Origin of the sequence: Pseudomonas sp. D3-10 (assembly GCF_051132175.1) — a bacterium.
Taxonomy (GTDB): Bacteria; Pseudomonadota; Gammaproteobacteria; order Pseudomonadales; family Pseudomonadaceae; genus Aquipseudomonas.
The window spans coordinates 2,145,230-2,157,004 of sequence record NZ_CP071668.1 but is presented as its reverse complement, the minus strand read 5'-3'; the positions used below and the strand labels follow the sequence as shown (position 1 = coordinate 2,157,004).

Annotated in this window: 9 protein-coding genes and 1 pseudogene; 3 read left to right on the top strand and 7 right to left on the bottom strand. The window is 63.8% G+C overall.

Translation table 11 applies throughout. The annotated features are described in order from the left end of the window. Positions 1-64: 64 nt before the first annotated feature. From J3P90_RS09930 to J3P90_RS09915, 4 genes are all read right to left on the bottom strand, one after another. On the bottom strand, positions 65-703 hold the full coding sequence (locus J3P90_RS09930; RefSeq protein ID WP_434676254.1) for an antibiotic biosynthesis monooxygenase: 639 nt from the start codon (positions 701-703) through the stop codon (positions 65-67). Further along, the gene (locus J3P90_RS09925) at positions 696-1,109 is read right to left on the bottom strand and encodes a DoxX family protein (RefSeq protein WP_434559603.1); all 414 of its coding nucleotides are present in this window, start codon (positions 1,107-1,109) and stop codon (positions 696-698) included. The genes J3P90_RS09930 and J3P90_RS09925 overlap by 8 nt, the downstream gene beginning before the upstream one ends. Then, positions 1,106-2,053, bottom strand: a complete 948-nt coding sequence (locus J3P90_RS09920; protein ID WP_434559605.1) for a LysR family transcriptional regulator — start codon at positions 2,051-2,053, stop codon at positions 1,106-1,108. The genes J3P90_RS09925 and J3P90_RS09920 overlap by 4 nt, the downstream gene beginning before the upstream one ends. A 129-nt stretch (positions 2,054-2,182) precedes the next feature. Continuing rightward, the gene (locus J3P90_RS09915) at positions 2,183-3,004 is read right to left on the bottom strand and encodes an alpha/beta fold hydrolase (RefSeq protein ID WP_434559607.1); all 822 of its coding nucleotides are present in this window, start codon (positions 3,002-3,004) and stop codon (positions 2,183-2,185) included. Between the two features lie 245 nt (positions 3,005-3,249). Between J3P90_RS09915 and J3P90_RS09910 the strand changes: the two genes are divergently transcribed. After that, on the top strand, positions 3,250-6,060 hold the full coding sequence (locus tag J3P90_RS09910; protein ID WP_434676253.1) for an ATP-binding protein: 2,811 nt from the start codon (positions 3,250-3,252) through the stop codon (positions 6,058-6,060). Here J3P90_RS09910 and J3P90_RS09905 read toward each other — a convergent pair. Both J3P90_RS09905 and J3P90_RS09900 read right to left on the bottom strand, forming a co-directional pair. Then, positions 6,007-7,491 (bottom strand): ATP-binding protein, encoded by a 1,485-nt coding sequence (locus J3P90_RS09905; RefSeq protein ID WP_434676252.1) that lies wholly within the window; start codon positions 7,489-7,491, stop codon positions 6,007-6,009. The two genes, J3P90_RS09910 and J3P90_RS09905, sit on opposite strands and share 54 nt — an antisense overlap. Before the next feature lie 183 nt (positions 7,492-7,674). Beyond that, positions 7,675-8,625 (bottom strand): GlxA family transcriptional regulator, encoded by a 951-nt coding sequence (locus tag J3P90_RS09900; RefSeq protein WP_434606571.1) that lies wholly within the window; start codon positions 8,623-8,625, stop codon positions 7,675-7,677. 237 nt (positions 8,626-8,862) lie between these two features. On the opposite strand from J3P90_RS09900, the gene J3P90_RS09895 reads away from it, so the two are divergent. Then, the gene (locus J3P90_RS09895; protein ID WP_434676251.1) at positions 8,863-9,585 is read left to right on the top strand and encodes a pirin family protein; all 723 of its coding nucleotides are present in this window, start codon (positions 8,863-8,865) and stop codon (positions 9,583-9,585) included. A gap of 65 nt (positions 9,586-9,650) precedes the next feature. On the opposite strand, the gene J3P90_RS09890 is transcribed toward J3P90_RS09895, so the two are convergent. After that, a complete protein-coding gene (locus J3P90_RS09890; RefSeq protein ID WP_434676250.1) occupies positions 9,651-10,526 on the bottom strand; it encodes a LysR family transcriptional regulator in 876 nt (291 codons plus the stop codon). A 111-nt stretch (positions 10,527-10,637) separates the two neighbouring features. Here J3P90_RS09890 and J3P90_RS09885 point away from each other — a divergent pair. Further along, a pseudogene (locus tag J3P90_RS09885) lies at positions 10,638-11,773 on the top strand (YbfB/YjiJ family MFS transporter); the annotation flags it as partial. Between the last annotated feature and the right edge of the window lie 2 nt (positions 11,774-11,775).

Below are 11,775 nucleotides of genomic sequence, written 5' to 3'. Positions count from 1 at the left end.
GGCGGCGCTGAGCAAGGATCCGGCGGCAAGCAACTGGCGGCGCAGTGGATCGGTTGGGTCGTCGTTATTGGCCATGGCCGGGCTCCAGGTGTTCGTGGGTTTTGGAGGATTCCAACCAGGGCGCGAACAACCGGGTCGCCAACGGCATGCACACGTACACCACCGAGAGCACGATGGTCACGGTGATGAGGAACGTGGCGACCACGTAGTTGGACAGAAATGCGTTGAGCTGCAGCAGAGGGCCCCAGAGCAATGGCACCAGCAAGGTGTGCGGCAGGATGACCAGCAACGTCACCACCGATTGCTTCCAGCGCGGTGGCGGCGTGGCGGCATCGGCCAGCGGGGCGAACCAGAATTCCTTATGGGAACCGACCTCGATCTTGTCGCCGTCGGCCAAGAGTGGCGCTGCCTCGGCCACCAATTCACGACGCTCGGAGGAATCCAGCCAGCGTTGCATGGCCTCGGTGGAGCGAAAACGCAGCACGCAGGTAAACAACGACAGTCCGTCCTGCTTGCCCCGCACAACGTCGACGCCCAAATGGCCCGGCCACTGGCCGGCCACGGTGACGATGCGCCGCAACCAGGCCTCATAGGCATCGTTCTGCCCGGCTTTGATCCGGTGCTTGACCACCAGGGTGACGATTTCATCGAAACCGGGTACCGCCGGGCTCGCGGTGGATCTGAGGGTTTGGGACTCAGGCATGACGCAGCACTCCAGCAAAGCGCGCGTTCATCGCCAAACGTCCAGGGCCGGCAATGAACACGCTGGTAAATATGATCAACAGCAACCAGCCGAACTGGCCTTCTTCCAGGCTCCACTGCGGATGCACGACCAGCAGCGCCACGGCCAGCAGGAACAGGATGGGCAGGCACGCCAACCGCACCAGCACGCCGGCCATGATCAGCAAGGGACACAGCACCTCGGCAAAAATCGCCAAGACCAGCGTGGTCGCCGCGCCGAGGTGGAACGGGTCTTCGATGCGGGTCAGCTCGGCGCTGTAATTCAGCAATTTCGGCAAGCCATGCACCCATAACAGGAACAGCGCGCCGCTCAGGCGCAGCAACAGCAGGCCAACGTCCTGCAAGCGGCTTTCGTCAGTGGTATTCATCGGTGGGCTCCGGCCGGGTCCGTCGAAGCGGCGGCCGGCAGCGGTTGGGACATGTGGGCCGCAATGCGCGAGCGCAGCCAGCGCTCGGCGGGGTCGTTGTCATGCACGCCGCTCCAGACCATCGACAACTCGGCGGCATTGATTTCGAACGGCGGATCTTCGGCGCGTAACGCGCACCCTTCCACCAGTGCGCAGGCGGCATAGTCCGGCACGGTGGCGATCAGCTCGGTGCCGGCCAGCAAGGCGCGCAGCCCGCTGAATTGCGGCACCGCCAGCACGACCTTGCGCGCCCGGCCGATGCGGGCCAGGTCCAGGTCGATGTTGCCGCTCAGGTCGCCGGAGAACGAAACCATCGCATGGGGCCGCGAGCAATATTCGTCCAGGGTCAACGGACCCGGGCGCTTGTCGCCACGCAAGACCTTGCAAGGAATGTCCCGCAGTTTCTTGCGCTTGGCGTTAGCAGGGAGATCGGTGGTGTAGCTGACGCCGACGCTGATCTCACCGCTGGCCAGCAGCGACGACATCAGCAGGAAATTGGCCCGGCGCACCACCACGATGATGCCCGGTGCTTCCTCGCGCAGTTGGCTCAGCAAGGGTGGAAACAGGCCGAATTCGGCATCGTCGGACAGACCGATGCGAAACACATCGCAACTGGTGGACGGGTCGAACGCCTTGGCCCGGCTGACCGCACCGGAAATCGTGTCCATGGCCGGCTGCAATTCCTGCAGGATCGCCAGGGCCCGAGGCGTCGGTTCCATGCCCCGGCCATGACGGATCAGCAGCGGGTCATCGAACAGATCCCGCAGCCGCCCAAGCGCCGCGCTCACCGCCGGCTGGCCCATGAACAGTTTTTCGGCAACGCGGGTCAGGTTCTTCTCGAACATCAGCGCCTCGAAGATCACTAGCAGGTTCATGTCGAGACGGCGTAGATCATTGCGGTTCATGGGTGTTGTTCCTGTTTTAACTGTGGGAGCGAGCCTGCTCGCGAAGAGGCCGGCACGGCAAATATCGATGCAAGCTGAGCCACCGCCTTCGCGAGCAGGCTCGCTCCCACAGGTCTTAGCTTGCTTGCGTCAGCCCTGGATGAACGCCAACAGGTCCGCGTTCAAGCGGTCCTTATGGGTATCGGTCAGGCCATGGGGCGCGCCTGGGTAAACCAGCAGCTGCGAGTTCTTGAGCAATTTGGCGGCCGCGATGCCGGCGGTTTCGATCGGCACGACTTGGTCGTCATCGCCATGGACCACCAGGGTCGGCACGTCGATGTTGCGCAGGTCGTCGGAAAGATCGGTCTCCGAGAACGCCTTGATGCAGTCGTAGGTGTTCTTGTGGCCGGCGAGCATGCCTTGCATCCAGAACCAGTCGATCATGCCTTGGGAGACCTTGGCGCCCGGACGGTTGGCGCCGAAAAACGCGCTGGCTACATCCTTGTATAGCTGAGAACGGTCGGCCAGGGAGGCCTGGCGGAAACCGTCGAAGACTTCGACAGGCAAGCCACCGGGGTTGGCCGCGGTCCTGAGCATCAGCGGCGTGACAGCCGAGATCAGGCCGAGCTTGGCGACGCGGGCGGCGCCGTGACGGCCGATGTAGCGGGCCACTTCGCCACCGCCGGTGGAGAAGCCGAGCAACACGGCGTTCTTCAGGTCCAGGCGTTCGATCAGTTCCGCCAGGTCGTCGGCGTAAGTGTCCATGTCATTGCCGTCCCACGGCTGGCTGGAACGCCCATGACCGCGACGGTCGTGGGCAATCACCCGGTAGCCATTGGACGCCAGGAACATCATCTGCGCCTCCCAACTGTCGGAGTTCAACGGCCAGCCGTGACTGAAGACCACCGGTTGACCAGTACCCCAATCCTTGTAGTAGATCTCCGTGCCGTCGCGGGTGATGAATGTGCTCATGACATGACTCCTTGAGGTGGGTGGATTGCTCCATGGTCCGGTCAGGGGGTGTATGTGCGTGAGTTAAACGTTGTTAATTTTTTCGGGACGGTGGTGTTAAAAGCCCCAATGAAGATTGCTTTTGTAGGGGGGATTTGTATCTGTCGATGGCTCTGGATAAGGCTGTTCACCGTTGCGCTTGTCACAAAACCTGACGAATATGCTCAGGTACAGCCATCTCCAGGGAACAGAACAATGAGCGCGCCATGAGCCAGTACCTCAGCCTGCCCGTCGAAAAGACGCTGCATTTCGGCCCTTACCGGGTTCATCCCCGCCAGCGCCTGGTGCTGGAGGGCGGGCAGCCGTTGCGCCTGGGTCGGCGCGCGGTGGAGATTCTATTGGTGTTGCTCGACCACGCAGGCCAAGTGGTGAGCAAGCAGCAATTGATCGCCCGTGTCTGGCCCAAGAGCGTGGTGGAAGACACCAACCTCCGGGTTCACGTGGCGGCGCTGCGCAAGGCGTTGGGCGATGGACAGGCAGGCCAGCGCTACATCGTCACCGTGGCGCAGCGCGGCTACAGCTTCGTCGCGCCGGTGACTTTCGAGTCGCCCGAGCCACTGGCACGTATCCCCCACCCTGCCCTGGCGCGCAACCTGCCGCCGCGCCGAACCCGGGTGATCGGGCGCCAGGGGCTGGTGGAAAGCCTGGTCGCCCAGTTGCCGCGAAAACGCTTCATCACCCTGGTCGGCAGCGGCGGCATCGGCAAGACTACCGTCGCGTTGCGGGTCGCCGAGCGGCTGATCGGCCATTACCGCGACGGCACGTATCTGCTGGACCTCGGCTCGCTCAACGACCCGGCCATGATCGCGCCCAACCTCTGCGCCCTGTTGGAGCTGTCGCCACAAGACGGCGAGCCCTTGGAAGCCGTCGTCCGGCCCTTGAAGGAACGGCATCTGCTGCTGGTGATCGATACTTGCGAACATCTGGTCGACGCCGTGGCCCTGCTCTGCGAGACGCTGCTGCGCGCCGCACCGCACTTGCATATCCTGGCCACCAGCCGCGAAGGCCTGCGCGCCGAAGGCGAACATGTGCAGCGCCTCGATTCACTGGCGATCCCACCCCGGGGGATGGTCATCGAGGGTTATCCGGCCCTGGAATATCCAGCGCTGCAACTGTTTGCTGAACGGGCGATGGCCAGCCAGGACGACTTCGAGCTGACCGACCATGAGGTGCCGCTGATCGTCGACATCTGCCAGCGCCTGGACGGCATTCCCCTGGCCATCGAACTGGCCGCTGCCCAGGTCGGGCACTTTGGGCTGGAGCAGTTGTGCCGGCAACTGCGAGACAGCGTCGCACTGCTCGACCATGACAAGCGTGCCAGCGCACCGCGACAACAGACCCTGCGCGCCACGCTGGACTGGAGCTTCGCGCTGCTCACTGCCTGCGAGCAGACCTGCCTGCGGCGCCTGGCGGTGTTCATGGGCAGTTTCAACCTCGCCTCGGCGGCGGCCGTCATCGTCGGCCAACATGTCGCGCCCGACCAGGTGCTGGTATCGGTCAGCCAGTTGGTCGCCAAGTCGCTGCTCAACGTGGAGATCGGTGACGACGAGGTGCGCTACCGCCTGCTGGACACCACGCGCAGCTACGCGTTGGAAAAACTGCTGGAGACAGGCGAACTGGCCGCGAGCCAGGCGCGACACGCCGAACGCTGCCTGACGTTGATGGAACAGGCTGAAAAAGATTGGGAAGCCACCCCGACGCAGCTTTGGATCGCGCGCTACGCGTCCTACCGAGACGACATCCGTGCGGCGTTGGACCGGGGGCTGGCTGCCCACGGCTCCCACGCCGTGGCGATCCGCTTGACGGCCCGTAGCCTGCCCCTCTGGCAGGAGCTCTCGCTGCTCAAGGAACATGGCCTTTACGTGAGCAAAGCCCGGGCCCTGCTGCACGGCACCGCCTCGCCATGCCCCAGGTTGACCCTTGCGCTGGAACTGGCCCACGCCAGTCTCAACTACCACACCGAGGGCGGCACGCCGGCCACGGTCGAGGTGTTCGTCACGGCCCGGCGCCTGGCCCGGCAGTGCCACGACCTGGCCGGTGAGCTGCGGGCCGTGTCCGGCCACATGGCCGTCAACCTCAGTTGCGGCCGCTACCAACAGGCGCTGGAACAATGCCAGGACTTCGACCGGCTGGGCCCCCCGGGCGACCCGGTGCTGTCCCTGAGCACCCAGCGCCTGCGGGTGCTGGCGTTGCATTTCATTGGCGACCAGGGCGCGGCGCGGCGCGATGCCGAACAGGTCATCCAGCGCCTGGCCCAGAACGGCCACCTGGGCCGCTTCACCCACGGTTTTGGCGTGCAGTACGAACAGAGCGTGGCGGCGCTGACAATCCTGGCGCGCATCCTCTGGCTGCAAGGGTTCGCCGATAAAGCCCGGCGCACCGCCAATCTCGCGCTGCAGATTGCCCTGCAGATCAATCACGGTCTTTCGATTTGTTACACGCTGGTGATCAGCGGTTGCTTGATCGCCCATTACACCGGCGAACATTCAATCGCACGGGAACGGCTCGGTATGTTGAAACACCAGGCCCGGAAGCATTCGGTGATGTTGTTCCATGAGTGGGCCTGCCAGTACGAGAACGCGTTCGATGGAGCGTCCCTGGAGGCCTGCCCGACCAAGAGCGGCTTGATGCAGGACATCGTCGTGACGCTGCGGGCGGATGCCGTGGGACCGGGTCAGATCGAACGCGCCCATAGCGGCGCCGCAGGCTGGTGCTGCGCCGAGATCCTGCGAGCCAGCGCCGAAGCCCTGTTGGCGCAGGATGACCCATCGGCCGAAAAACAAGCCGAAGAGCAACTGCTCGCCGCCCTGGCCGTCGCCCGGCAGCAAGGCGCGCTGGCGTGGGAATTGCGCAGCGCCTTTTCCCTGGCGCGGCTGTGGCAACGGCGTGGCCAGGATGAGGCCGCCGCGGATCTGCTGCGCCCCGTCTATCGGCGTTTCAATGAGGGCTTCGACACGCCCGACCTAAAGCAAGCCGACGCGCTGCTGCGTACGCTGGATGGGCGCCTCGGGTCTTGACCGGGTTTGCCACGCCTGTTGCAGTGCGTAACGCCGATGCCAAAGCGGCAACTGCCCACTGTGACGCAGTTTCTCCAAAGCATAGGCGCGGGTGGTGCGCAGCAGATGGAAACGCGTCCCTTCGGCGCGTTGCTCAACCATCACCAATGATTGGATGACCAACCGCGACAACAACCAGGGCAATCGTCCCGCTTCCACTTCAGGGCAGCTGATCACCGCCAGGGCGGTCTTGAGGCTGAACCGTTCTTCGAACACCGCCAGGCGTTGGAACACCGTTCGCTCATCGTGGCTCAAGCGCTCGAAGCTCCAATCCAGGGCAGCTTCCAGGCTACGGTGGCGAGGCACGGCGGTTCGACGTCCGTGGCTCAGCAGCGACAGACCATGGTCCAACTGCTCCAGGACCCCGGCCACGCCCAGCACATCGACTTGGGCCGCTGCCAGTTCCAGGGCAAGCGGCAACCCGTCGAGGCGCCGACAGATCTGCGCAAGGGCCGCCAGGTCGCGTTCTGCCGGCTGGAAACCCTGCTGGCGGGCGCCGACCCGCTCGACCAGCAACTGCACCGCCGGGCACCCCAGTACATAATCGGACTCATCGGCCGACGCCATCCCCAGACCGGACAGTTGCACGACGTTTTCGTCGGCCAGGTTGAGGATTTCCCGACTGCTCACCAACAGTGATACGCCAGGCGCCCCTGCGCGCAACGTCAAGGCCAATTCCCGGCAGGTATCGATCAGTTGTTCACAACCGTCGAGCACCAGCAGTATCCGACGGGCTTGCAGCTGCTGGGCCAAGCAACCGTCCGCCAGGCCCAGGGCATGCTTAATCCGCAGCGCAACCTGCGCCGGGTCGCCGATGCCGGCCAGGTCGATAAACCAGGCGCCATCGGCAAAGTGCTCCAGCAACAGTTCCGCCACCCGCAACGCCACGGTGGTCTTGCCGATGCCACCCGGGCCGGTGACGGTGGTCAAGGATTGGCGCGGCACTTCCACCAACAGCCGGCCCAGGATTTTGTCGCGACCGATCACCGGGCTCAGCCGGGCGGGCAGATTGTGCCGTTCGGAGGGCTCCGCGCTCGATGACTCGCCCACGGATTCCAGGGTCAGGGGCACCGCAAAGCAGTAGCCCTGGCGAGGATGATTGAGGATGTAGCGATTGCCTTCGCGCGTCTCGCCGAAGGCCCGTCGCAGCGCGGCGATGTGCACCCGCAGATTGATGTCTTCGACCACGCTGTCGGGCCAGACCTGGTCGATCAGCGCTTGCTTGCTGACGAAAGCGCCGGCGTGCGCGACCAGTATCTGCAGGATGTCGAGGGCGCGACCGCCCAATGCCAGAGGTTGACCTTCGCGAGAGACCAGCCGCTGCTGTCGGTGAAAGACGAACGGGCCAAAGCACACCGTTGGCCCGGTGCAGGGTTTGACGAAACTGTTCATGAGCGATCCAGCGCCAGATGACCGGTCCAGGCATGTCGTTGCGAAGCGCCGCACGCGTCTGCCCTGGCTCTCGCGCATCCTTTCCAGAGGGTTCGCGGTAATCTTGGCAGTCCTGCGCCCGATAACAATGCTGGCACAGGCCCCATCACGGACATCACGGTGCCCTGGACGGACACCCGAGGCTCAACTGAACTGCTGGCGGTACTGGATCGGCGTCAGGCCAAGCTTTTCGCTGAACAGCTGACGCATGTGCCGCACGCTGCCAAAGCCACTGCGAAACGCCACGGTCTTGAGCGGCAAGTCGGTGGATTCGAGCAACTGACGCGCCCGATCGATGCGCGCCCCTTGAAGGAATTCCATGGGCGTCATCTTCACTTCGCGGACAAACAGCCGGGCAAAATGCCGGGTGCTCATGGCCGCGACCGCCGCCATGCGTTCCACGGTGAAGGGCTCCTCCAGATGCTCCATCACGTGGTTCTGCACCCGCGTGACCGCCGACTCCTGGGCCGCCACGGTCGCCACCAGCGGGCTGAACTGCGCTTGCCCGCCCTGGCGCTTCATCAGCACCAGCAGCACTTTGGCGACGTCCAGCGCGACTTTGCGGCCGTGGTCCTGGGCGACGATGGCCAAGGCCATGTCGATGCCGGCCGTGACACCGCCGGAGGTGATCAGCCGTCGGTCGCGCAAGAAGATTTTGTCGGTCTCGATCAATGCCTTGGGAAAACGCTGGATCAAGCGCTCGGTGTAGTGCCAGTGGGTGGTAACCCGGTGTCCATCGAGCAACCCCGCTTCGCCGAGCACAAACGCGCCGGTACAAATCGAGCCATAGCAGGTGGCCCTTGGCGCCGCCGCCCGCAACCATGTGTGCAAGCCCGGGTGCCGGTCGTTATAGGCACCGGGACCACCCGGCACGAGCAGTACGTCGTAGGCGGCCCAGGCCTGGTCGATATGGATATCGGCATGGACAGTCACACCGTTGGACGCCCGCAACGGACCTCGCTCGGTGCCCAGGGTCAGCAACTGATAGTGCTGGTCGGGTGCAAGAAAACGGTTGGCGATGGAAAACACTTCAAGCGGCCCGGCCATGTCGAGCAGCAGGAAATCGGGGAACAGCACCATTGCTACGGTTTTCATGGGAAGACGCCAAGATCGAGAAGAACATGCCGGACCCTGTGGGAGCGAGCTTGTTCGCTTGCACAAGGATCATCGGTTGGCATTATGACCAAGCGAAGCGCCCGCTGCGAGATTGTCCACTCACAACGGACAGTATTTCCCTATTCACCTGCTTATTGAACAATCCGATAACCATTAACCTTCTTCTGAACCCGGCGAACGGCCACGGCCACCGCCCACTGAACCAGGAGAATTTCAATGCTGACCCTTCGCAAAGCTTCTGATCGCGGTACTGCCCGTCACGGCTGGCTGACGTCGTTCCACACCTTTTCGTTCGCCAGCTACCGCGACCTCAATCAACAGGGTTTTTCCGACCTGCTGGTGATCAACGACGACCGGGTCGCCGCCGCCAAAGGTTTCGGCCAGCACCCACACCGCGACATGGAGATTTTCTCCTACGTGCTCGAAGGGGCGCTGGAGCACAAGGACACCTTGGGCACCGGTTCGGTCATTCGCCCCGGTGATGTGCAATTGATGAGTGCTGGCAGTGGCGTAGCGCACAGTGAATTCAATCACAGCGCCGACGAGCCGGTGCATTTCCTGCAGATTTGGATCGTGCCCAACGTGGTGGGCGCCACGCCGCGTTATCAGCAGGAACATTTCAGTACCGAGCAGAAACGTGGTCGCCTGCAATTGATCATTTCGCCGGACGGGGCCCAGGGATCGCTCCACGTTCGCCAGGACGCGCGGGTTTATGCCGGGCTGTTCGACGGCCAGGAAAGCGCCACGCTGACGTTGGCTGCCGATCGTTATGCCTATGTCCACGTGGCCCGGGGCAGCGTAGAGCTCAATGGCGTGCCGTTGCACGAAGGCGATGGCGTGCGGGTGCGCCAGGAACAGGTACTGACGCTGGGCAATGGCCAGGATGCCGAAGTGCTGGTATTTGACCTGCGGCCGCAGGAACTGCCGCAAATGCCGTGAGGCCAGTGTGCGGGACATCCTGTGGGAGCGAGCTTGCTCGCTCCCACAGGTTCTCTTATCCAGCGTTATTCGTTTTCCTGGGAAAACGCCGCGACAATCTCATCGATCACCGCCCGCACCCGCGCCGTGTGGCGCAAGTCCGCATGGGTCACCAGCCAGACCTCGTACGGCAGCGGTCGCGTGCGCTCAGGCCATAGGCGCACCAACCCGTCGCGTTCGCCCATGTACACCGGGATTTCCCCCACTCCGATACCCGCCGCAATCGAGCGACGCACCAACAGGCTCGAACTCAGGCTGGCAACGATCCGCCCGCGACTGACCGGCTCGGCGACCAGGGTAAAATCTTTTCGCGCCTGCAAATACGGCTGGTAGACAATCAGGTCATGGCCCTCGAACGCGCTGCCCGGCGTCGGCTCCCCATGGACATCGACATACTCGCGCGCCGCGAACAACCCCACCGGCCAGCGCGCGATCCGCCGCGCGATCAGGTCAGGGTTTTCTGGCCGGGTGTTGCGCACGGCAACGTCCGCTTCGCGCTTGACCAGGCTGATGATCTGCGTGGAGGCGTCCAACTGCACGCGCACGTCCGGGTGACGTTGATGCAGGCGGGCAATGGCCGGGATCAGGAAGTCGATCGCCAATGAATCAGTCGTGGCGACGCGCACATTGCCCATCAGCCGATCGTCCAGTCCTTGTATCCGACGCTCCAGTTCCAGGGCCGACTGCTCCATTTTTTCCACGGACCTGAGCGCGGCCTCGCCCATTGACGTCAGGGCATAACCGTCGGGTGTGCGCAGAAACAGCGCGGCGCTCAGGGATTTCTCCAACGCGGCGATACGCCGGCCCACGGTCGCCTGGTCCACCCCCAGCACACGCGCCGCCCCTCGCAGGGTCGACTCCCGACACACCGCCAGGAATACCCGCGCATCGTCCCAATTCATCCGTCCTCCTATCGATGCAAAATTGCATCGCTGCGCCGCGTAATCGCTGCATAAACGCAACAACGATAGCCGATATGCTGGGCGCCATAAACCTTCTATGGGATCGCTACCATGCGTACATCATCCGCGGCGCTCGCTTCATCTTCCACGGGCATCTGGCTACCGATTTTCGCTGGCCTCTGTGCCAGCCTCGTCAGCATTAGCCTGGCGCGCTTCGCATATACCCCCTTGATTCCGCCGCTGATCCAAGCGCATTGGTTCAGCCCCGGCGACGTGGTCTACCTCGGGGCCGCCAACCTTGTCGGATACCTGATCGGCGCCCTGCTCGGCCGGCCGATGGCCCGTCGACTGTCCCATAAAAACGCCTTGCGACTGATGATGCTGGCCGTGACGGCGGCGTTTTTTGCCTGTGCCTTTCCTGTGTCCGTGGCTTGGTATTTCGCTTGGCGATTGCTGTCGGGCATCGCCGGCGGCGCGATCATGGTGCTGGTGGCGGCCACCGTGCTGCCCCATGTACCTGCCGCCCGCAGGGGGCTGGCCAGTGGCGCGATTTTCCTGGGCATCGGGCTGGGCATCGCCGGCTCCGGAACCCTTGTGCCGCCGCTGTTGAGCCTCGGCCTCGAAGCCACCTGGCTCGGGCTCGGCGTGCTGTCACTGGTCCTGACCGGGCTGAGCTGGTTCGGCTGGCCGCAGGATCTGCCCCAGGCAGCCGTGAGCGTGAAACATGACACGCAAAAAGCACCCATGCCCCGCGCCGTCCATCAATTGTTTGCACAGTACGCATTCATGGCGGCGGGGTTGGTCCCGGCGATGGTGTTTTGGTGGACTATGTCGCCCGCGGCCTTGAGGCCGGCGCCCATGTCGGTGCGCTGGTATGGGTGATGTACGGCTTGGGGGCGATTATCGGCCCGGTGACCTATGGCTTCCTGGCGGACCACCTGGGCGCGCGCAAAAGCATCCGATGGGTGCTGGCCGTGCAGGCGACTGCCCTTGTCTTGCTGGCGACCGCCCATTCATTCCTGGCGTTGGCGCTGCTGGCTGTGGTCATCGGTTCGTTCCCACCGGGCATCGTGCCGCTGGCCCTGGCCCGGGTGCATGAACTGGTACCGAACCATCATGGCCAGCAAGTCGCCTGGAGCCGGGCGACCGTTTCATTCGCCACATTTCAGGCGGTGGCGGGTTTTGCGTATTCGGCGCTGTTCAACGCCAGCGGCGGGCATCATGGGCTGCTGTTTTTGATTTCCGCAGG

Bases quoted from the DNA above. Each gene is read 5' to 3' on its own strand.
- J3P90_RS09915 (WP_434559607.1), bottom strand. From the start codon at position 3,004: ATGAGCACATTCATCACCCGCGACGGCACGGAGATCTACTACAAGGAT.
- J3P90_RS09910 (WP_434676253.1), top strand. From the start codon at position 3,250: ATGAGCCAGTACCTCAGCCTGCCCGTCGAAAAGACGCTGCATTTCGGC.
- J3P90_RS09890 (WP_434676250.1), bottom strand. From the start codon at position 10,526: ATGAATTGGGACGATGCGCGGGTATTCCTGGCGGTGTGTCGGGAGTCG.
- J3P90_RS09920 (WP_434559605.1), bottom strand. From the start codon at position 2,053: ATGAACCGCAATGATCTACGCCGTCTCGACATGAACCTGCTAGTGATC.
- J3P90_RS09925 (WP_434559603.1), bottom strand. From the start codon at position 1,109: ATGAATACCACTGACGAAAGCCGCTTGCAGGACGTTGGCCTGCTGTTG.
- J3P90_RS09905 (WP_434676252.1), bottom strand. From the start codon at position 7,491: ATGAACAGTTTCGTCAAACCCTGCACCGGGCCAACGGTGTGCTTTGGC.
- J3P90_RS09900 (WP_434606571.1), bottom strand. From the start codon at position 8,625: ATGAAAACCGTAGCAATGGTGCTGTTCCCCGATTTCCTGCTGCTCGAC.
- J3P90_RS09930 (WP_434676254.1), bottom strand. From the start codon at position 703: ATGCCTGAGTCCCAAACCCTCAGATCCACCGCGAGCCCGGCGGTACCC.
- J3P90_RS09895 (WP_434676251.1), top strand. From the start codon at position 8,863: ATGCTGACCCTTCGCAAAGCTTCTGATCGCGGTACTGCCCGTCACGGC.